Source organism: Bowmanella yangjiangensis, assembly GCF_018531185.1.
Classification (GTDB): Bacteria; Pseudomonadota; Gammaproteobacteria; order Enterobacterales; family Alteromonadaceae; genus Bowmanella; species Bowmanella yangjiangensis.
Genome location: NZ_JAHDJU010000002.1, coordinates 912,042 through 933,193 on the forward strand (window position 1 = coordinate 912,042; position 21,152 = coordinate 933,193).

18 protein-coding genes are annotated in these 21,152 nt (G+C 51.5%); 7 read left to right on the forward strand and 11 right to left on the reverse strand.

Translation table 11 applies throughout. The features are described 5' to 3' along the window. Window positions 1–46 precede the first annotated feature (46 nt). From KJY73_RS13480 to KJY73_RS13510, 7 genes are all read right to left on the reverse strand, one after another. Window positions 47–952, reverse strand: a complete 906-nt coding sequence (locus KJY73_RS13480; RefSeq protein ID WP_214344237.1) for a LysR family transcriptional regulator — start codon at window positions 950–952, stop codon at window positions 47–49. 161 nt (window positions 953–1,113) lie between these two features. Beyond that, on the reverse strand, window positions 1,114–1,959 hold the full coding sequence (locus KJY73_RS13485; RefSeq protein WP_214344238.1) for a DUF4392 domain-containing protein: 846 nt from the start codon (window positions 1,957–1,959) through the stop codon (window positions 1,114–1,116). Continuing rightward, window positions 1,952–2,896 carry a 5-oxoprolinase subunit C family protein gene (locus KJY73_RS13490; RefSeq protein WP_214344239.1) on the reverse strand — a complete coding sequence of 315 codons (945 nt, stop codon included), beginning with the start codon at window positions 2,894–2,896 and terminating at the stop codon, window positions 1,952–1,954. The genes KJY73_RS13485 and KJY73_RS13490 overlap by 8 nt, the downstream gene beginning before the upstream one ends. Continuing rightward, window positions 2,896–3,609 carry a 5-oxoprolinase subunit PxpB gene (gene pxpB / locus KJY73_RS13495; RefSeq protein ID WP_214344240.1) on the reverse strand — a complete coding sequence of 238 codons (714 nt, stop codon included), beginning with the start codon at window positions 3,607–3,609 and terminating at the stop codon, window positions 2,896–2,898. The genes KJY73_RS13490 and pxpB overlap by 1 nt, the downstream gene beginning before the upstream one ends. After that, on the reverse strand, window positions 3,606–4,328 hold the full coding sequence (locus KJY73_RS13500; RefSeq protein WP_214344241.1) for a 5-oxoprolinase subunit PxpA: 723 nt from the start codon (window positions 4,326–4,328) through the stop codon (window positions 3,606–3,608). The genes pxpB and KJY73_RS13500 overlap by 4 nt, the downstream gene beginning before the upstream one ends. A 7-nt stretch (window positions 4,329–4,335) precedes the next feature. Beyond that, entirely contained in the window at window positions 4,336–5,136 is an 801-nt protein-coding gene (locus KJY73_RS13505) for a putative hydro-lyase (RefSeq protein WP_214344242.1), read from the reverse strand. A gap of 435 nt (window positions 5,137–5,571) precedes the next feature. Then, window positions 5,572–6,504, reverse strand: coding sequence for a helix-turn-helix domain-containing protein (locus KJY73_RS13510; RefSeq protein ID WP_214344243.1), 933 nt, complete (start codon window positions 6,502–6,504; stop codon window positions 5,572–5,574). Between the two features lie 162 nt (window positions 6,505–6,666). Between KJY73_RS13510 and exaC the strand changes: the two genes are divergently transcribed. Beyond that, window positions 6,667–8,187 carry an acetaldehyde dehydrogenase ExaC gene (exaC, locus tag KJY73_RS13515; protein ID WP_214344244.1) on the forward strand — a complete coding sequence of 507 codons (1,521 nt, stop codon included), beginning with the start codon at window positions 6,667–6,669 and terminating at the stop codon, window positions 8,185–8,187. Between the two features lie 63 nt (window positions 8,188–8,250). On the opposite strand, the gene KJY73_RS13520 is transcribed toward exaC, so the two are convergent. The 3 genes from KJY73_RS13520 to KJY73_RS13530 all read right to left on the reverse strand — a co-directional run bounded on the left by KJY73_RS13520 (window position 8,251) and on the right by KJY73_RS13530 (window position 11,874). Beyond that, on the reverse strand, window positions 8,251–8,637 hold the full coding sequence (locus KJY73_RS13520) for a hypothetical protein (RefSeq protein ID WP_214344245.1): 387 nt from the start codon (window positions 8,635–8,637) through the stop codon (window positions 8,251–8,253). A gap of 15 nt (window positions 8,638–8,652) precedes the next feature. After that, window positions 8,653–9,846 carry an acyltransferase family protein gene (locus KJY73_RS13525; RefSeq protein WP_214344246.1) on the reverse strand — a complete coding sequence of 398 codons (1,194 nt, stop codon included), beginning with the start codon at window positions 9,844–9,846 and terminating at the stop codon, window positions 8,653–8,655. A 141-nt stretch (window positions 9,847–9,987) separates the two neighbouring features. Continuing rightward, window positions 9,988–11,874 carry a glycoside hydrolase family 3 protein gene (locus tag KJY73_RS13530; RefSeq protein WP_232848603.1) on the reverse strand — a complete coding sequence of 629 codons (1,887 nt, stop codon included), beginning with the start codon at window positions 11,872–11,874 and terminating at the stop codon, window positions 9,988–9,990. Window positions 11,875–12,069: 195 nt separating this feature from the next. Here KJY73_RS13530 and KJY73_RS13535 point away from each other — a divergent pair, with 195 nt between their 5' ends. From KJY73_RS13535 to KJY73_RS13550, 4 genes are read left to right on the forward strand one after another with little or no spacing between them, the layout of a single operon-like run. Beyond that, complete coding sequence (locus KJY73_RS13535; RefSeq protein WP_214344247.1) at window positions 12,070–13,641, forward strand: sodium:solute symporter; 1,572 nt, start codon at window positions 12,070–12,072, stop codon at window positions 13,639–13,641. A gap of 1 nt (window position 13,642) precedes the next feature. Further along, window positions 13,643–14,542: a BadF/BadG/BcrA/BcrD ATPase family protein gene (locus KJY73_RS13540; RefSeq protein WP_214344248.1), complete on the forward strand. Its 900-nt coding sequence runs from the start codon at window positions 13,643–13,645 to the stop codon at window positions 14,540–14,542. Continuing rightward, on the forward strand, window positions 14,543–15,496 hold the full coding sequence (gene murQ, locus KJY73_RS13545) for an N-acetylmuramic acid 6-phosphate etherase (protein WP_214344249.1): 954 nt from the start codon (window positions 14,543–14,545) through the stop codon (window positions 15,494–15,496). After that, a complete protein-coding gene (locus tag KJY73_RS13550; RefSeq protein ID WP_214344250.1) occupies window positions 15,496–16,674 on the forward strand; it encodes an exo-beta-N-acetylmuramidase NamZ family protein in 1,179 nt (392 codons plus the stop codon). The genes murQ and KJY73_RS13550 overlap by 1 nt, the downstream gene beginning before the upstream one ends. A gap of 51 nt (window positions 16,675–16,725) precedes the next feature. Here the strand turns inward: KJY73_RS13550 and KJY73_RS13555 are convergent, their stop codons facing one another. Further along, complete coding sequence (locus KJY73_RS13555; RefSeq protein ID WP_214344251.1) at window positions 16,726–17,583, reverse strand: MurR/RpiR family transcriptional regulator; 858 nt, start codon at window positions 17,581–17,583, stop codon at window positions 16,726–16,728. A 48-nt stretch (window positions 17,584–17,631) separates the two neighbouring features. Between KJY73_RS13555 and KJY73_RS13560 the strand changes: the two genes are divergently transcribed. Further along, complete coding sequence (locus KJY73_RS13560) at window positions 17,632–20,514, forward strand: FAD-binding and (Fe-S)-binding domain-containing protein (protein WP_232848604.1); 2,883 nt, start codon at window positions 17,632–17,634, stop codon at window positions 20,512–20,514. Window positions 20,515–20,655: 141 nt separating this feature from the next. Further along, on the forward strand, window positions 20,656–21,096 hold the full coding sequence (msrB, locus tag KJY73_RS13565; protein ID WP_206594042.1) for a peptide-methionine (R)-S-oxide reductase MsrB: 441 nt from the start codon (window positions 20,656–20,658) through the stop codon (window positions 21,094–21,096). The last annotated feature ends 56 nt before the right edge of the window (window positions 21,097–21,152 follow it).

Here is a 21,152-nt window from a genome sequence, read left to right on the forward strand (position 1 = left end):
CAACCCCTGGTTGTTGACCTCTGAATCAGCAGGCAATGCCGCTGGGCTAGCAGTGCTGTGGCTGATAACTTTGCGTTAGCTGCAGCTCAAGTCGGTTTCGCAACCATTGCTGACATTTGCCAGCTTCGCCTTCTCGTCGCCACATAATGTCCAGTGAGTGCGGAAAGGATGTAGCCTGATGGTGGCTGTGCAGGTGAACTACTTGCCCACTTTGCAGCTCTTTTTCCACCCATGGCAAGGGGAGATCTGCCCAGCCAAGCCCCATCCTCAGCATAGAAAGCAGGGTCTCTGGTGCGTTGCAGTACCACGCATTGCTTCCACCTGGACGGTTACTCTCTCCGTGCGCTTGTGTGTCAACAAACTTTAACTGCCGATGTTGCTGCAAATCCTGATCACTTAATTCCTTTAGTTCTACAAGTGGGTGGTCGGCACTGGCCACTTTGGCAAACTGCACCTGTCCAACGCTTGCCACGCCGAAACGCGCTGCACTGTCGGGATGTCTGAGGCCAATGGCGAGATCCACCTTGTGCTCGTCAAGCAACCTGTAGGCGCCGTGTTGGGCAGCATGCAGTAACCGCAACGAGGTGCTGGGGAATTGTTGTTCAAAGTCATTTAGCAGGTGCTTAATCTGCTGGTCGTTTATCAATTGGTTGTCATAGGCCAGGCCAATTTCCAGCTCAACTTTGTCAGTGAGGTTGCTGACCCGGTAACGAAGATGATTGTGGCTCTTTAGTACAGACTTGATGTCTTCCATCAGAGCTTGGCCTTGGCGGGTTAAGCGGGGTTCACGGGTGCTGCGATCAAACAAAGGTAATCCGGTGTCAGACTCCAGATTGCTGATTAAGCCACTGACAGATGACTGCGCTTTACCCAACTTGCGGGCGGCGGCAGAAAAACTGCCGGTTTCAACGGCAGCCATAAATGCTTCCAACTGCTCCAACGAAAGTGCCATAAGTCCCTACTCCTTAGCTGACTTTACCCCTGGCAGGTAAAAATAATCGATTATTATTCGTTGTCGAATAAGTAATACTTTATTGTTTGTTGGCGGTAAGCGAAAGATATTCTCGATGGTCTGAACAAAAAAGGCCGCGAATTACGTGGCCTGCAGGGGAGTTAGGGGGCTGACCGCCAGACGTCGCGGATTTGTTCAATTAATTCAACACCAGCACTGAAGCACAAACTATCTTCGGTTAGGGTGTTTTCTCTGGTAACTCCATCGACACTGCCACGCTTCGACAGATAACTGAGAATTTGCTCAGGCTGTATGCCTTCCAGCAAATCCATGCCGCGAAGTTTACCCAACAAGGCAAGAATACCGTAGGCGGCCCAGTTCGATACATCGGCCACCACCAGTTCATCGCAACTGGTCACCGCTGGCACTATGTTGAGTGATTTCACTGCGTCCAGCACTTTACCCATACCTATCTCGTTACCACCGTCACCAATAGCGATAGTTGGGCATTGGGAATCAATCAGGAAATAGTCATAGCATGCACAGCGGTCACTGATATCTTCGCTGCGCATGTTGTAATAACGTCCGTCTGCACTAAGACCCGGACGTTCAATGGATATCACCAGACTAGGGGCATATTGTTCCAATAGCTGACGAGTCTCACGGCGAGCTTCTGGGAGCTCATTGTCTCGAATCCGAATGCACTGATAGTCGCTGGATAAAGCGCTGAACAGCGGCTCGCCGCATACCAATACCGGGCTGTAGCCGAGGGTTAACAGGGCGTTGTAAAGTGCAACAGCGCCAACCGGGCCGTCGGTTTCAAAGGTATCAGTAACCGGAAAACCTGTGCCTATTAATACGGTGCCAGGATTTTCGTTTAGTAAGGTTGCGGCACGCAACAAATAGCCTGGCAACAACGCTGCCTGGAGGCTCTGCATACCACGGATATTGCGCGCAACCAGCAGATCTTCTATCTGACGGCTAAGGTGAAGTAGAGCGTCACTCATCAAGTTCTTCCAGATGTGTCAGCAAGCGTTGTTGGCGGGCGTGGTGAAGCATAAGTTGATTATGCGCCTGCTCCAGGCTGATTAGTTCAAATTGAATAGTTGCCCCTGGGCGACACTGGCCCAGCCTGGCGCAATCTAGGGACAGTACAGAGCCCAGTTTTGGATAGCCGCCGATGGTTTGGCGGTCATTGAGTAATACTATGGGCTGCCCGTCAGCAGGTACCTGTACAGCGCCCAAAGCTATGCCTTCTGACAGCATGCTATGGGTATTACTAGCGACACTAGGCCCTTGCAGACGATAACCCATGCGGTCGGCTTGGTTGCTGACCTGGTAGGTACTACTAAAAAACACGGCCCGGCTGGTGGCAGAAAACGCCGCATATTGGTAAGCGGGAATCAAACCTACTGTGATGTTTTGCTGGTATTGGGGAATAGCAGATGCTGGCAGTTTTTTGCATACAGCCTGTTCGACCGCTTCGCCAATAGGCAATTCATCACCTGCATTCAGTTTGCCACCGTTCAATCCACCAATGCCTTCACGCACAACGGTGCTGCTACTGCCAAAGGCGGGTGTGATGTCAAAGCCGCCGTGAACCGCCAGATAAGTGCGCAGTCCGGCTGTTTGCATACCAAGTTCTATGCGGCTACCGGCTTTGACCCTGATGCTCTGCCATAGCGGTTGCGGCTGTTCATTGACTGTTAGTTCAAGCGGTGCGCCCGTGACGCAGATAAGTGCATCCTGACGCGCTTCAAGCTGTAAGCCACCGATGGTGACCTCCAATGCCGTGCATGGCGCAGTATTACCCGCCAGAAAATTTGCCATACCAAAAGCAAAAGGATCCACCGGCCCACCCTGGGTCAGACCCAGGCCAGCCTGGCCAAAGCGACCAGCGTCGGTGAGCAGGCTCATCATGCCCGGCTTCAGTACCCTAAACATCAGCTAATGCCTCCTGCCAGCTGTGAAAGATCGCCACCCAGTCGCACAAACTCATCCTGACTGATTGCCACAAAGCGCACTCTGTCGCCCACTTGCACTGGCATATGGGGCTCGCCAAGCGGATTGAACATGGGCGTAGGGCATAAGCCCACCAGATTCCAACCTCCAGGCGACATGGCCGGATACACCGCGGTCTGACGGTCAGCGATGGCTACCGCGCCTTTAGGAACTCTCTTGCGGGGGGTGGCTAAACGTGGGGCAGCGATGCGTGCATCCACTTCACCCAGATAAGCAAAACCCGGCGCAAAGCCTATGGCATAGACACGATATTCCTGCCCCTGATGAATGTCGATCACGTCCTGAACGGACAGCCCTGCCCGCTGTGCAAGGGCTGATAAATCAGGACCGCTTTGCTCGCTGTAGTAAACCGGCAGTTCAACCAGTTTACCGGCCAAACTGCTGCTTTGCTGTGGCTGGCCCAGCACTTGATGAAGCAGGGCCCTGGCCTGAAAATGATCAATCTGCAGGCAGTCATATTGGATCAATATGGAGTTGTAAGAGGGCGTAACGTCCACCAGGTAACGACCAAACATCGTTCTCAAGCCAGGCAGTAAGGCGGCAATCTGGTTCGCCACGTCGGGGCCGGACTGCTCTGCCACATAGAGTATCAGGCAGTTCTCGCCCGCTGTCTGGATCATTGGATACTGGCTCATCGTGGCAACAGATCCCGGATCTGTCTGACCATGGCCAGGGCATGAGGATTATCACCATGCACACATAAGGTATCAGGATTTAATGCCAGCTTACGGCCGCTTTGGGTGATCACTGTGCCTTCCGCTGCCAGCAACTTTACTTGCTGCAGGGTCTGCTCGGTATCCAATACAGCATCCGGCTGACTGCGAGGGGTGAGATGGCCGTTGTCCTGATAACGTCGGTCAGCAAATGCCTCAAATAACAGCGCTACTTGTCCAGCCGCTTTTTGATATTGTTCGGACTCTGCAGTAGCAAGAATCATCAACTTCAGTTTGTGCGGGAAGCTGTCAATTGCTTCAACCACTGCGTCAAACACCGCAGGCTTGGCCATCATGTCGTTGTACAAGGCGCCGTGGGGTTTTACATAACTCAGTTGCATACCATGTACTGTGGCCATGGCACTGAGTGCGCCAATTTGGTAATGCAACAGGTTGATGATTTCCTGACGGGTGAGTTGCATAGAACGGCGCCCAAAACCCTGTAGATCCAGATAAGCGGGATGTGCACCTATGCTGACTTGATTTTGTTTCGCTAACAGCAGTGTGCGATGCATCACATCCGGGTCACCAGCATGGAAACCACAGGCTATATTGGCCTGATCGATGAAGGGCATCACCTGGTCATCCAGACCCATTTTCCAGTTGCCGAAACTTTCACCAAGATCGCAATTCAGCAGCATAAGTCACCTACAGGATAGATAGCCGGCTGTTAAGCAGGTCTGTAACCAGCATGCAGCCAGGGCTATGAGTAATACAAAAAGGCGGTTTGGCATGACGAATGGCCATTTGTGGTGTTACGCCGCATGCCCAGAAGACCGGCATTTCACCCTCTTTAATAGTGACCGCATCGCCAAAATCCGGCTTGTTGATATCCGCAATGCCGATTTGGGCCGGGTCACCCAAATGAACAGGCGCACCATGTACAGCAGGAAAGCGACTACAGATTTGGATAGCACGGATGGCATCGGCTGCTTTCATCGGCCTCATACTGACCACCATGTTGCCACCGAAGCGCCCAGCAGGTTGGCAGGCAATATTGGTGCGGTACATGGGCACGTTTACTTTTTCAGTAATGTTGCGAATTTCCAGGCCATCAGCCAGCAAGGGCTCTTCAAAGGAAAAAGAGCAGCCGAGCATAAATGTCACCAGGTCATCGCGCCAAAAGTCGAGAAGATCGTGAACCCGCGCTTTGTGCTCCCCGTGCTCAAAAATTTCATAGGCAGGTACATCGGTACGGATATCCACATCCTGGCCAACCTGCGGCAGCATAAAATCCCCAGGCTTATCTGCCATGCCTATCAGCGGGCATGGCTTGGGGTTCAACTGACAAAAGCGCAGAAACTCATTGGCATAATCGGCCGGTAAAATCGCCAGGTTGCATTGTACATACCCGGCAGCCAGCCCAGATGTGTTGCCCTGATGCATGCCCTGACGAATTTCCTGGCGCAGCTGATAGGGACTTAGCGTGGCTTTGAGTTGAGCAGACAATACATACTCCTGGTTGAAAATGGACGACCAAATTATGGGCCTGACCGCGACTGGCGGCAATATACCTCAATTCTGACGCTTTCCTGCCTTGTGACCATTGCTTGTTTTTGCTCGTCGCATAACCACCATGCATGGGGGAAGAAGGATAGGGGCCGCCAGGTTATGTTGTGGCAGCTTGCGTGCATTGCTCCAGACCGCCAATTGACTCGAGTTTGATGAGTTTTCAGACGATCCGGTAAAAATACCGGTCAGGAATAAAATATTTCATAAACTTGCAATATTTCTATGTTTAATTATTCTTGTCATGTTGTTGTTTTGATAAGCGGTTCAACCGGGCTGGATGCTCAGTTGATTCCGCCCCCTTGCCCTCTCGGGGCGGCTTGTTCGAATTTTCGCGCTGCCGCCCTTTTTTTATGCCTTCGATCATCTAAGCGATCAGGATACATCCTGGCGTTTAAGCAGGGTGCCGGGAGGGTGGCCGTAAAATTGACTGAAGCGGCGACAAAAGTGGCTGGGGCTAACATAGCCAACCTCAAAGCATACCTGTGTGACAGACTTACCGCTCTGTAATAGCAAGCGGGCCTTTTCCAGGCGGCGTTGCTGAATATACTCCCTCGGACCGCAGCCTAATGCCTGTTTGAATGCCTGGTATAGTTTGGAGCGGCTCATGCAGGCTTGCTTACAAAGGTCGTCAATTTCGAGGTTATCCCCTAGATGTGAGTCGATAAAGGCCACTGCGGCGTGCAGCCCGCTATTTGTTGGGTTTTGTTGTGCACAACGTTGCAAAAACTGCCGGCCATTTTGTCTGAGCATACGGGTGAGCAGTTCTGTTATACCCAGATTCAAGACTAAATCGCGGTCATCATCTCGAATCAGGAAACTATTGACGATGCGTTCCAGCAGCAATTGAGTAGACTGGGTGTGATAGATGTGAAAAACATGATCGCTATAACCCATATTGGGCTGCCATTCACAATTCTTCATTGGCAGCGGGGTATGTCGGTTCAAAAAGTCACAGACTTCCTGCAGCTTGTGACGGCCAATACCCAGGGTCAGGCAGGTGGTTGGTTGATTGGGATTGGCTTCTGGAAAGTCGATACTGATTTTCTCGCCCGGTGCCATAACAAAGGATTCGTGCGGTAAAAATTCGCCGTCATAGTGGTTGCCATGCAGTACCTTGCGGCCTGTCAGCATACCGCAATACAGCACTTCCTCGGCTTCCAGCCCTACCCGCTGTGCCTGTTCATAGGTGTCATACACCGACAGTTCGGCCTCGTGGCTTTCAAATACTGTGCGGTTCTCAATCAGTTGACGTACCGGTCTGGCTGCATGGGCCAGCGCTGTACGACGGATCAGACTGCTAGTCATATTCGGCTCACTATCAATAACCCGCCTATAGTGGCAGCGCAACCCCGTGTTATCAAGATGTAAAAATGGACAAATGGAACATCAATTGAGACAGCCAGACAAGCAAAGCGGCCTTTTAGTGACTATGGTTTCTCTGCAACAAATTATTAACAGGAGAATGTCATGCGTTATGAAAATCCCGGTATGCCCGGCGCGGTGGTGAGCTTCAAAAAACAATATCAGAACTACATCGGTGGTGAGTGGGTTGCACCGGTCAACGGTTTGTATATGGACAATGTCAGCCCGGTAAACGGTGAAGTGTTTTGCCAGGTGCCTCGTTCTGACTACAAAGATATCGATCTGGCGTTGGATGCAGCGCATAAAGCTAAGAATGCCTGGGGTAGCACACCTGCGGCAGAGCGCTCTAACGTATTGCTGCGAATTGCTGATCGTATTGAGCAGAACATTGAAATGCTGGCGGTCGCTGAGACTTGGGATAACGGCAAAGCCGTGAGAGAAACCCTGGCCGCGGATATTCCACTTACGGTAGACCATTTCCGCTATTTCGCCGGCTGTCTGCGCGCTCAGGAAGGCAGTATGGCAGAGATAGATGCTACGACCGTGTCTTATCATGTGCACGAACCTCTGGGTGTGGTTGGACAGATCATTCCCTGGAACTTCCCCATTTTGATGGCGGCCTGGAAATTAGGGCCGGCTCTGGCCGCGGGTAACTGCGTGGTGCTTAAACCCGCTGAGCAAACCCCGGCGTCAATTCTGGTTTTAATGGAACTGATAGGCGATTTACTGCCCCCCGGTGTGATCAATATCGTCAATGGTCTGGGTGAAGAAGCAGGACAAGCGCTGGCACAAAGTAAGCGGATAGCCAAATTGGCTTTTACCGGTTCCACCGCAGTTGGCCAGCATATTCTTAAATGTGCCGCCGAGCTCTTGATCCCAAGCACGGTTGAACTGGGTGGAAAATCACCGAATATCTATTTTGAAGACGTAATGCGTCACGAAGACGAATACCTGAGCAAATGCGTTGAAGGTATGGTGCTGGCCTTCTTTAACCAAGGTGAGGTCTGTACTTGCCCTTCTCGCGCCCTGATTCAGGAGAGTATTTATCCTGACTTTATCGCTATGGTGCTCAAACGTGCAGAAACTATAGTACGGGGTCACCCTCTGGATACCGACACCCAAGTTGGTGCGCAGGCTTCAATGGAACAGTTCGAACGGATCATGAACTATATCGAGGTGGGGCGCAGTGAGGGGGCTAAGGTACTGCTTGGTGGCGATGTGGCCAGAGTTGGCAGCGGCCTGGAAAAGGGTTTTTACATCCAACCAACCGTGTTGTTGGGGGACAACAGCATGCGGGTGTTCCAGGAAGAAATCTTCGGCCCTGTTATTGGTGTGACAACCTTTAAAGATGAGGCCGATGCGCTGCGGATTGCCAATGATACGGAATATGGACTGGGCGCCGGGGTATGGACCCGTGATTTGAATCGTGCGTTCAGGGCGGGTCGTGCCATTCAAGCCGGACGAGTTTGGACTAACTGTTATCACGCTTACCCAGCCCACGCCGCCTTTGGTGGTTATAAGAAGTCGGGGATTGGCCGGGAAACTCATAAGCAAGCGCTAGAGCACTATCAGCAGACCAAGAATCTGCTGGTGAGTTACAGCACCAGTCCTTTGGGATTTTTCTAAGGATGTTGGGGCAGGTATATCCTGCCCCGTGCTCTCAGTCTTGGCTGGAGCTTGTTAGCTTGGCTACTTTATTTCAAGCCGGGCAACCATGCCCGATGACGCCGCCTCAACACTGAAACCATTTTTCCAGTAGTAATTGGAGGAGATAATGCTCAGATTGTCGTTGAGGAATGCTCCATCATCCAACTGCGGTGGCAGGCTATCCTTGTTTTTTATTGCAGATGATTGTTGTGGTGGCTCAATAAGTTCGTCACAACGTCCTTGATACAAAGCAGTATTAAAATGTCCATCAGAGGCAATAAACTGATTATCTGAGAAGCGGCTGTCGCGATCCTGACCGAACAGCCACATGCATGCCATCATTAGTGACAGAGACGCACTTGAGATTGCCAGCACGGTGAACAGGAAACGTTTAAGTGCCTGGGCAATTTCTTGATGGTCTTGCTGCATAACACATCCTCTGTATCAGACTTTCCAGAACCAGCCTCGCTTGTACATCCAATGCATTACTGTATAAGACAGCGCCAGGAAACACAGCGCAAAGGCTAACGAACCGTTGTAGTTACCAAACAGGGGCTGAAATACTTGTGTGTATAGCCACCCCTTAAGACTGGTGTCACCCACGCTTAACATCAGCAACACTCTGGCAACAATGGCAGCAAACATATAGAACGCAATGGCATTTGCGCCGAATACGACAAAAGGTGCGGTCCATGCCTTTATTCCTTTGTGATCGATAAGCCACAAACACAAGCCCAGGGTTAAACAGGCAAAACCTGAAGACAGCAAGACAAAACTAGGTGTCCATAAGGCTTTGTTGATGGGCAGCAGACTATTCCAGACTTCGGCAATCAGCACTGAAGCTAAACCTACAACCAGTAATCCGCCAATGCGTTTTAGTAAGGCTATTTTGTCGTTCATCAGAAACTGCCCGGCTAACACGCCTGTCAGGCAGCCTGCAATAGCGGGCAAGGTACTGAGTATACCTTCCGGATCCATAACAAAAGGTGCGGCTTTCTTGTCGTACACATGAGCAGCACCCAGTAGCAACTGATCCAGCCATGACGCCAGGTTGTTGCCATAGTCATACAAGCCCTGATATTGGTTTCCGGCTGTGTCACTGTATGGCACAAACGCCAGCATCGCCCAGTAACCAAAGGTCAGCAGCAGGGCCCAGATCGCGCGTCCTGCGGTGCGCCAATACAGCACTATCAGGACGGTGAAGAAATACACCAGACCAAGCCGCTGCAATACGCCGGGTATGCGCATGGAGAGCAAGCGATCATTTATCCAGCTAAAGGACGGATCGCGGAAATTGTAGAAAAACAAGGCGAGGAACCAACCAAGTAAAACCAGCTTGGTCATGCGGATAAAGGCATGCTTGATAATAGGAGCGCGGGCATGGCCGGCGGCCAGTTGGCGGTCAATGGCAATTTTGATAGATAAGCCGACGATAAATACAAAAAACGGGAAGATCAGATCTGTGGGTGTCCAGCCATGCCACTGCGCATGTAGCAGGGGCGCATATACGTAACTCCAACTGCCGGGATTGTTGACCAGAATCATGGCAACTATGGTTAAACCTCGAAAGGCATCAATAGCCAGTAAACGATTAGGCGGCAGGCCCTGCAGAATTCCGTTAGCGTAGCGACTTAGCATGGAGGATCCTCATTATTATTTTGTAATCCGATGGCCTGAAGTTCGGCTCAGAACAGGCATTATTAACCTGAATGTAAAACCGGGCCAAGAGGATAGGAGGTATCCCATTTAGCCCGGTCAATGTACACATTAGATGGAGGCTTAGTCTTGCTTCACCGACACTGGTAAGTGGCCGGTGGCGGATATCTTTCCGGCCAGGAAGCGAGCCAGAGTCTCAAATGCCGGACCATAAATTTGTGGCTCAGCCTCTGTGCCGGGGATGACATAGCTGTTGTAGGCATAAGTGGCCAATACCAAATCGGCTTCCTTAGCCAGGTGAGCCGTTTCATATGGTGTACGCAGGCTCACAAAGGCAACGGCTTTGTTCTGGCTTTTGGCCTGTTTTATCAGGGCCGGAATCAATGCCTGCTGGGCCTGGTGATCCAAAGCATCGGCTTTTACCAAGCTCATGTCTTCCATACCGCCACGCTCCACTGCACTTTGTGCCGGTGTGATACTGGCAATCAACAGCATGTCGGCATTTGCCATTTGCGACTGATTTAGCTCGGCGTCGAAGCCTTGCAGGCTGGCACAGCTGGAAGATAACGAAGGCAAGTTGCGGCTCAGAGCCTGTTGCATGGCCAAGCATTTGCTTCTGTCAGGCATAACCAGATGTAGCGATTGGATGTTGTTAACCACGGAATCCTGGGTACCACGAACCAGTGTTAGCGCATCATCACTCAGTGCTTGTTCAAGAGCCTTGTGCTCATCTGCACCCACTACAGCTTCGGCTTTGGCAATAGCGTCTGCTTCGCTTGCTTGGTCCAGTTTCACATAACGGGCTTTGCTGGCCCTGATTCGCTCAGCAGAGGCATGTACCTCCTCGGCCGATAATTCGCCAGACTGGATGGCGGCCATCAATGCGTCGATCAATTCTGGTAACTGCTTCAGTTCTTCTTTGCTGTGCAAACGTACCGGCATCAGGACCATATCGGTACCGGCTTTAAAGGTTTCTATCACTGCCTGGGTGGGTTCGAAGAAATGCGAAATGCCGGCCATGTCCATGGCGTCCGTTACAATTAGCCCTTTAAAACCCAATTCACCACGCAGCAGGTCTGTCAGAATGGCCCGAGACAAGGTAGCTGGGCGTAAAATTAGTTCACCGGTTTTGCTGACCAGCTTGGAATCATCCAGGGCAGGGTACTGGATATGCGCTGTCATGATGGTTTCCACCAGACCTTGCTCTATGGCGCGACGGAACGGCAACAGATCAACTTTGTCTATGGTGGCGCGGTCATGCTCCACCAGGGGCAGACCGGTATGGCTATCCACAGCGGTATCACCATGTCCGGGGAAGTGTTTCAGTGTGCCAATTACCCCTTGTTCCTGCATGGCTTGCATCTGAGCAATACCCAGCTTAGCAACCAGCTCAGCATCTTCACCAAAAGAGCGTACATTGATGACCGGGTTGTCTGGATTGACGTTGACGTCCACTGTAGGTGCATGGTTTACATTAAAACCCAGGGATTTTAGCTCTTTACCTAACACTGTGCCGGTCGCTTTGGCATACTCCAGACCGTGTTTCTGATAAGTGGCGCCGATGGCCATGTTTCCGGCAAAGGCAGTGCCTAAATGACGCGGCACCCGGGCAACCCGCCCGCCTTCCTGATCCAGGCTGATAAACAAAGGTTGCTGGCTTTTTGACTGGCTGGCGGCCAATTGCATGGCGCGATTCAGTCTGACCATTTGTGGCACGTCGGTAAGATTCTCGGCAAACAGAATAACGCCACCTACACCGGTATCGCGAATCAGACCGGCCAAGTCGTCAGGCAGTTCGGTCATGGGGGTGCGGCATAAGCCTTTTTCTGGCGTTTGCTCACAATAGTAACGCAGATCGATCATTATCTTCTGCGCCAAGTCATCGCGAAGTTGCGCATCGCTGAGTTTAGCGGCAGGCTGAGAAGCTGGAGAACAAGATGTCATGGTTAAGATAGTCGCCACAATACAAATGAGTTTGCCGCGCTTAAGGCGACGTCCGATTGGATACATAGATACTCCCGTTGGAACTTTATCACTCCCGGTGCCGACAGCAAACTTTACGGCAAGACCAGTGAAAAGAATAATTTTTTACTGGCTTTCGGAATTAATTATTCATTAGAATGAAATCATATCAGTATAAAAAATTACATCAATGGGAAATCCTTATAAGGTATTTCCAGATTAAGTGCGATAAGCGAGGTTCGAATGCATAGCCAATTTGCCTGGCAGGACTGGCTGGTATTTGCCGCCTATTTTGTTGTGATGGCCACTACCGGCTGGTACTACAGCAGACAGAAGGCGGCTACTACCGCCGACTATTTTCTTGGCGGAAATAAGATGCCCATATGGATGGTTGCCATCTCTGTGCTGGCTACATCCCAATCGGCCGCCACTTTTCTGGGGGGGCCGGATCAGGGATATCGCAACGATTTTAGTTATCTTGCCACCAATATCGGCGCATTTATTGCCGCTTTTGGTGTGGCCATATTCTTAATCCCACGTTTTTATCAATTGCGCGTCACCACAGTATACGAACTGCTTGAACAGCGCTTTGGCGCATCGGCCAAGCGTCAGGCCGGTATTATGTACCTGTTCGGTCGCGTGTTTGCCAGTGGCGCCAGATTGTACATGGCCGCCATAGCCGTCGCCATGATTCTGTTCGGTGATATCCAGGCTGGCAGCGTTATCAGCGCTATTGTCATTTTGACGCTGGTGGGGCTGGCCTATTCCTTCGTGGGTGGCCTGAAATCCGTTATCGTCAGTGATGTGATTCAGTGCGCCGTGTATGTGGGGGCCGCACTATTTGTTATTTATTTTCTGGCGGTCAGCATCCCGGCCGATTGGTCAACCATCATGGATGCGCTGGCGAATCCAGCAGACCGTGAAATGTCAAAGCTGACCTTGTTTGACTGGCGTTTGGACTTTGGCCCTACCGGAGTCTTTACCGTTTGGTCGGCCATTACCGGCTTTGTGCTGCTTAACATTGCCGCCTTTGGCTTGGATCAGGACATGACGCAGCGCATGCTAAGTTGTAAAGATGCCAAGCAGGGGGCCTCTGCCCTGATTTGGTCGGTGGTGATGGTTATCCCGGTGATGGCGCTGTTTATTATTATTGGTTTGCTGCTGTATGTGTTCTATCAGCGTCCTGACTTGATGATGACAGATGCCGGACAGCCCATAGTGCAAAGCTTCGAAGGTGAGCAGATCACTATCTTTATGTATTACGTGTTGAATGAAATTCCGGTGGGGGTCAGAGGATTAGTAACTGTCGGTGTGATTGCCGCTGCATTATCCACCTTAAACTCCGGCCTGAATGCCATGTCTTCCGTATTGGTTCAGGATTTGTATCGCCCGATGAAAGAAAAGCGCGGCGAGCATAGCGAAGCGCACTTTGTCTGGGCTGGCCAAATGGGCATGGTGGTCGCGGCGGTGGCGCTGTCGGGTATGGCTATTTTGTGTTTCTACTGGCAACAATATTCGGATATGCCGCTGCTCGCCTTTGCTCTCTCTGTGATGGTCTTCTCATACAGTGGTTTGCTGGGCGTGTACTTCACCACCCTGTTTACCAAAGGCGGCAGCCCGCGTTCGGTGCTGGCAGCTTTGATAACAGGTTTTATGGTTACGCTGGCGATGCAGCCTTATATTCAAGGTCTGCTGTTACCTGAAAGCTGGCAGTTTAACCTCGGTTTCACCTGGCAGTTGTGTATCGGTACCGCTATTGCCTTTACGGTTTGTTGGGCGGGCCGCAGTCAGCAATCGCCAGCGCAGGTAAGCTGACATGCAGACTCAGTATATTTTAGGTATAGACGGCGGTGGTAGTAAGACTCTGGCACGATTGGAGCATCTTGCCAGCGGAAAGCGATGGGAAGCGAGAGGTGAAGCCTCATCGCTGAGCCTGGGTGTACCGCAATCGGTCGCACGAATTCTCTCCCTGGCCGAAGAGCTGGCCGAGCAGGCTGGTTGCCGAACTCAGGATATAGTTGCTCTGGCCGGTTTGGCTGGAGCCGGGAACCCACGTTTTTGCGCCGATGCCATGGCGGGGTTTTGTGGGCATTTTAAGCATATAACGCTCTGTTCTGATGCCCGAACTTCGGCCTACGGTGCCAACCTTGGTGAGCCTGTGGTCGTGGTGGCGTTGGGTACAGGCTCAGTGGCCATGGTGCTGGATAACCATGGGGGAGAGCGCCAAATCGGCGGTTGGGGACTGCTGGTCGGCGATCAGGGTAGTGGCGCTCGCTTGGGCGTGAATGCGGTAACTACCTTGTTATGGGAACTTGATTTACACGGTGGTCATGCTGAATCCAAGCTGGGCAAAATGCTGAAGTCTCAACTGGGGCAGGATAAGCCGACTATTTTGCAATGGCTGGCTGCCGCTACCCCAACCCATTACGCGGCTTTGGTACCCATGGTACTTAGCCTGAAAGACCAATGTGCGGTAGCAGGACAGCTTTTTGCCGCGCATTTACAGGAAGTGCAGCGATTGATTGCGGCCAGTCGACAGCATGACCAGGATTTGCCGCTGGTACTGACCGGCGGGCTTGCCGAGCCAACCATCACTGCCTTAGCTGCAGATAAAAACATGAATTTAATTCGTGCGCGTGGGACTGCCCTGGATGGCGCCTGCTTGCTGGCACGGAAATCTGAAGACGTTACTTTGAACAATGAGGAAGCCAAATAGATGGCATCAACCCAAGATAAGCTGAAAAACGAATCCGTTTTGCTACAACAATTGGATCAAATGGTTTCTGAAGGACGCAACCCTGAAACCTATGACATAGATTTGCTAAGCACCGAAGAGATCCTCGACAAGATCAATCAAGAAGATCAGAAAGTGGCGCTGGCGGTTCGACAAACCATTCCTTTGGTGGCCCAGGCAGTAGATAAGATTGTCGAGTCCTTCGCTAAGGGCGGGCGACTGATTTACATCGGTGCCGGCACCAGTGGTCGTCTTGGGGTGTTAGATGCGGTGGAATGTCCGCCAACCTTTAGTGTCTCGGATCAGCAGGTCATTGGCATTATTGCTGGTGGTGAAGGTGCTATGTACAAAGCGGTGGAAGGGGCGGAAGACGACCCTGAACTGGCCATCAGGGATTTACAGAAAGTTGGCCTGAGCGGCGACGATGTGTTGGTGGGAATTGCAGCCAGTGGTCGTACACCTTATGTGATTTCTGCTTTGCAATACGCCAAGCAACTCGGCGCACCGGCGATCAGTGTCACCTGTAACCCTAATTCGGCCGTGACCCTGGAAGCCGATATTGGTATTTGTGCCACTGTAGGCCCCGAGGCGTTAACTGGCTCAACTCGGATGAAATCGGGCTCGGCGCAGAAAATGGTGCTGAATATGCTGACCACCACAGCCATGATCCGTAGCGGCAAGAGCTATGAAAATCTGATGGTGGATGTGAATGCCAGTAATCAGAAGCTTTATGCCCGTGCTATTCGTATCGTGATGCAAGCCACTGACTGTGACCATGAAACTGCGCGTGACGCCCTGGCGAAAACGGGCTTTAAGGCGAAGTTAGCCATTTTACACGTTCTGACCGGTTTGGAGCGCGAAGAAGGCCAGGCGCTTTTGGATAAGCAGCAGGGCTTTTTGCGTAAAGCCGTTGAGTCTGCAAGAGGTCAGAACTGATGTTTAAGTGGCTGGTTACCTTGTTGATGGCAACGAGTTTGGTGGCTTGTTCCAGCCATGTCAGTGCACCTGCAGATAACCTCAAGGTGGGCGCTGAGCGTGATGGACTGTTTTTACCCAAACTGGCCGGTAAGCGGGTCGGCTTGATTGTTAACCAAACCTCTGTTGTTGGTGAGCAGCACCTGGTGGATCTGTTGCTGGAAAAAGGGGTAACGGTTCAACGTATCTTTGCCCCTGAGCACGGTTTTCGAGGTGACCATGATGCCGGCGCCAAAGTGGACTCATCCATTGATGCAAAAACCGGTATTCCACTTTACTCCATTTATGGCAAAACCCGTAAACCTGAAGCCGAAGCCTTAGCCGATTTGGATGTCATTCTATTTGATATCCAAGACGTTGGGGTGCGCTACTACACTTACATCAGTTCCATGCACTATATGATGGAAGCCGCTGCTGAAGCGGGCCTGCCCTTTATGGTGTTAGACAGACCCAACCCCAACGGTGATTACGTTGACGGCCCAATGCTTGAGCCCGAATTTCGTTCTTTTGTGGGAATGCATGAGATCCCGTTGGTGCATGGCCTGACCGTGGGTGAACTGGCCCATATGATTGTCGGAGAAGGTTGGCTTGAAACAGATAAATCCCTGGCATTAACCGTTATCCCTATGCAGGGTTACCGTCATGATATGCGCTATGAGCTGCCTGTCAGACCCAGTCCGAATCTGCCCAACTATGTGTCAATCCGTCACTATCCGTCGCTGGGCTTTTTTGAACCCACGCCGGTGAGCATAGGGAGAGGGACAGATTTCCCCTTCCAGGTGATTGGCCATGACAGCTTGTTTGTGAGTGCCGCCGAGCCATTCAGTTTTGCGCCTCGTTCTATTCCGGGGGCGTCTACTCATCCCAAGTTTGAAAATGTCACAGTGCAGGGCATGGATTTACGTGGTATTGAAGCCAAAGGCTTAAACCTTAATTATCTGGTTGAATGGCATCATAAATTTGCAGAGGCCGGTGAGACCTTTTTCACCAGTCCGAGCTTCATGGACAAACTGGCCGGTACTGACAAACTGCGTCTGGCCCTAGCTGAAGGCTTAAGCGAAGCACAGATCCGCGCTCAGTGGCAGACTGATTTGCAGCAGTATATGAAAATGCGTCAGGGCTATTTGCTCTACCCTTGAGGTTGTTTGAATAGGCAAACAGGTATCCAGGCTGGATACCTGTTGAACCGCTTAGCGGCCGCTGGTGCGAAACTCGCGTATGGCCTGGTTGGAAACTTCGAGTAGCTTTCGGCCCTTTGCGGAAGACTGGGTAAGCAGGATAAACAAGGTGTCTATAACAAACTCTTGCGCCGTTCGCGCGAGAATAGAAGATAAACGCGCCGAGTTTTCATCAGACACTGTGTAGAGTTTGACGTCGGCCAGTTTGGATATGCTGTTGTTGCCATAACCGGTGAGACTGACAATTGTCACCCCATGTTTTTTGGCCAGTTCAGTGACGGCTACTTCTTCACGGGTTTCCCCCGATTCACTGATAACAAACAGCAGATCCTTACTGGTATAGTTGGCCACGTTGGCCATTTGCACATGGTTATCGCTTTCCGCGAAGGCTGACATACCGAGTTTTTGCAGTTTAAACGACAAATCCCGGCCGACCAACGCTGAGCCACCCACGCCGCATATGAGTATGCGATTGGCTTTTTGCAGCATGGCTTGGGCTTGCTCGTAGGTGGATTGCTCATTGACGCTTTTGGTATTGGTCAGCACGGCAACTTTGCTGGAGAGTAATTTTTCTGCGACAGCAGAAAAAGTGTCATCCAGGGATATTTGCCCATGTAGTCTGGGCGTGTCATTTTGCTGGGCTGAACGCAAGCTGTCGTTGATGGCAAATTTAAAGTCCGGATAGCCGCGATAGCCGAGTTTTTGGGTAAATTTCACCACACTGGATTGACTGACGCCGGCCTGCTGAGCCAGCTTCTGCGAGGATAAGTCGCGGATGCTCTCTGGATGGGACAATATATAGTCCGCCAAGGCCAATTCACTGGTGGAGAGGTTGTCGCGCATGGCTTTGATTTTTATGAATGTTGACATGAAGCGCCACTCTGAAAGGTCAATAATAAGCTATTCGATACATATTAAATGAATACGAATAATTTTCACAACTCGCAAACCAAAATGGGGCAGATGATGCAGCAAAACTCGGAAAATAAGGCTGACTTTCAACGTTTTGTGGATGAAATACAGACCTTCTTGGCCGCGACCAATATGTATTCCGATTTGCCCCGGCGACTGGCTTATGCCGGTGATGCCAGCTTTTATCGGCTTATTCCCAAACTGGTGGTGAACATCGATACGCTCGAGCAACTGACCCGTTTGGTTGCCTGTGCCAATACCCACAAAGTTGCTCTGACGTTTCGTGCCGCCGGTACCAGCTTGTCAGGCCAGGCCGTAACCGACTCGGTATTGGTTTTGCTGTCTGAGCATTGGCGCGGTGCCAAGGTGTTGGACGAGGGTAAAAAAATCTGGCTGCAGCCTGGGGTGATTGGGGCGCATGCTAACCAGTTGCTGAAGCCACTGGGACGTAAGATCGGGCCGGATCCAGCCTCAATCGACAGTTGTAAAATTGGCGGAATTGCCGCCAATAATGCCTCGGGTATGTGTTGTGGGGTCAAGCAAAACAGTTACCACACGGTGGCTGATATTCATGTGGTGCTGGCCGATGGTAGCCGCCTGGATACTGCCGATTCCACCAGCGTTCAGGCCTTTGTGGCTAAGCGCCCACAGCTGCTTGATGGTTTGTCTGAACTGGCGCAAAAAGTAAAAAGCAATCCCGTGCTCAGTGAAAAGATCCGGCACAAGTACCGGCTTAAAAATACCACGGGCTACGGCATTAATGCGTTGCTGGACTTTGACCAACCTCTAGAGATTCTCAAACACTTGATGATTGGCTCTGAGGGGACGCTGGGATTTATTGCTGACATTACCTATCACACAGTGGTTGATGAGGCGTTTCGAGCCACAGGGCTGTTTGTTTTCGCCGATATCCGCGCCTGCTGTGAAGCCGTGCAATTACTGGCATCGGCACCGGTTAGCGCAGTGGAGCTGATGGATGCCAGAGCGCTACGCAGTGTAGCTGAAAAACCCGCCATGCCAGCTGGCATGGCAGCGCTTAAAGACAATGCCGCGGCGTTGTTGATTGAAGTTGCTGGTGAAGATGAAGCTATGCTCGCCGCTCACTTGCACGCGGTGTCAGGCATTTTGGCAGGATTTGAATCGTCCATGCTCGCGCAAGTGTCATTCAGCCAGGAGCCTGCCCGCAACCAGGCGCTTTGGGCTATTCGTAAAGGTACTTTCCCAGCTGTGGGCGCGGTGCGCCCGGCTGGCACAACAGTAATTATCGAGGATGTGGCCTTTCCGGTCGCGCAGTTAGCCGAAGGGGTTGAGAAGCTTCAAGCGTTGTTGGTGCGTTTTGACTATCCGGAAGCCATTATTTTCGGTCATGCGCTGGAAGGGAATCTGCATTTTGTCTTCACCCAATCCTTCAACCAGCCCTCAGAAGTACAGCGTTATGGTGAGTTCATGCAAGCGGTAGGTGAGCTGGTTGCGGTGGAGTTTGGCGGCTCACTTAAAGCTGAACATGGCACCGGACGTAATATGGCCCCCTTTGTAAAGTTGGAGTGGGGCGAAGATGCTTACCAATTGATGGAAGATATTAAGGCCTTGTTCGACCCATCTGGCGTATTGAATCCGGGGGTTATCATCAATCATGATGCTAACGCCCACTTAAAGGATCTGAAGCCAATTCCGTCGGTGCATACTGAGCTGGATAAATGTATCGAGTGCGGTTTTTGTGAGGCGGTATGTCCATCTCGTGAATTGAGCCTGACGCCACGCCAGCGAATTGCCTTGCATCGGCAGATCCAGGATGGTGACAGCGCATTAACAGGTGCCGAGAAAGCCCAACTAAAAGAGGCTTATCAGTATCTGGCCGTTGATACCTGCGCAGCGACCGGTTTGTGCGCCATGCGCTGCCCGGTTGGCATCAACACCGGCGACTTTATTAAGTCGTTACGTGCCGAGCAGCCAACAGGAAAATGGCTGGCAGGGATGGCGGCCGAGCATTTTGCGGCGGCGGGCGTGGTGGCGCGTTTTGCACTTAACGCCAGCAAGGTTACCCACAATGTGCTGGGCGATTCGGCCACCGGGGCTTTATTCCGCGGTCTGAACAAGGTGACTGCAGGCGCAGTACCAATCTGGTATCCAGCTTGGCCGGGGGGAGCAAAAGGTAGCGATATTCCGGAACACCCTGACGCCCAGGCGGTAGTGTATTTTCCTACCTGCGCCAATCGCATGTTTGATGCTGACAGTCATGCGGAGGATCGCCGCCCTTTACCTGAGGTAATGGCCAGTGTGCTGGCCAAAGCTGGCTACAGGGTGCTGATCCCGGATAATCTGCAACAGCTTTGCTGCGGTATGCCTTGGGACAGCAAAGGGCACCAAGCACTCGCTAAGCAAAAGCGTCAGCAAAGTGCAGAGGCACTGTTACAACTGGCAAAAGAGCGGGAATTACCCATAGTGGTCGATGCTTCGCCTTGTGCATTGCAGTTTAGTCAGGAAGGTTTGAATGTGCAGGAGACCGCCCAGTTCCTGCATCAGTATGTGCTGCCAAACTTACACATCCGCAAACAGCAGCAACCTGTGATGCTGCATGTCACCTGTTCCAGCAAGCGCTTGCATGCTGAGCAGCAATTGGTGGAGCTGGCCAGAGCCTGCGCCGAAGACGTGGTGATCCCCAAAGATATTCAATGTTGTGGTTTTGCCGGGGATAAAGGCTTTTTTACCCCAGAGCTCAATGCCAGTGCACTTAAAGGCTTGAAACAGCAAATTCCGAGCGGTTGTCATCAGGGCGTATCTAATAGCCGCACTTGTGAAATCGGTTTGAGTCAGCATAGCGGCATTCCCTATCAATCCATTTTGTACCTGCTGGATAAAGTCAGCGAGCGGCAGGTGGAAACAGCTTAATTTGCTAATTAAAAGTGGGTAGTCATGGATGACACCTGCAGAGATTTGAAAGTTTTGTGTTTGTGCCGCTGTCTTGATGCATACTGAGGTTATTCAGGCATGTAAGCGGCGGCGAACAGGCTGCCAAGAAGGAAAGTCATCATGTTGAACTGGGCAGATGTGATTAATTTCGCTATTCAGGGCAACCCTAAACCCTCGCACAAGATTCAAAAATCTGAGCAGGAGTGGCAGGAATTGCTGGATGAAGAGGTGTTCAGGGTAACTCGCCAGCATGGTACGGAGAGACCGTTCAGCTCTGCCATGTGTGCCAGATTTGAACCCGGCTGCTATACCTGTGCATGCTGCAATACCTTGCTGTTCGATGCGGATCATAAGTTTGATAGTCACAGTGGCTGGCCGTCATTCACTCAACCCGCCAACATTGATTCCGTTGCCTATGTCATGGATGAGTCTCATGGTATGCGGCGCATTGAAACCTTATGCAATGTCTGTGATGCCCATCTGGGACATGTCTTCCCCGATGGACCTCCCCCCAGTGGCCTGCGCTACTGTATCAATGCCGTGGCCTTGAAGAAGCTCTAGTTTATTTAATCCAGTAAATTTACTAGCGATAACAAACTCAGCCTATTGATACGTTA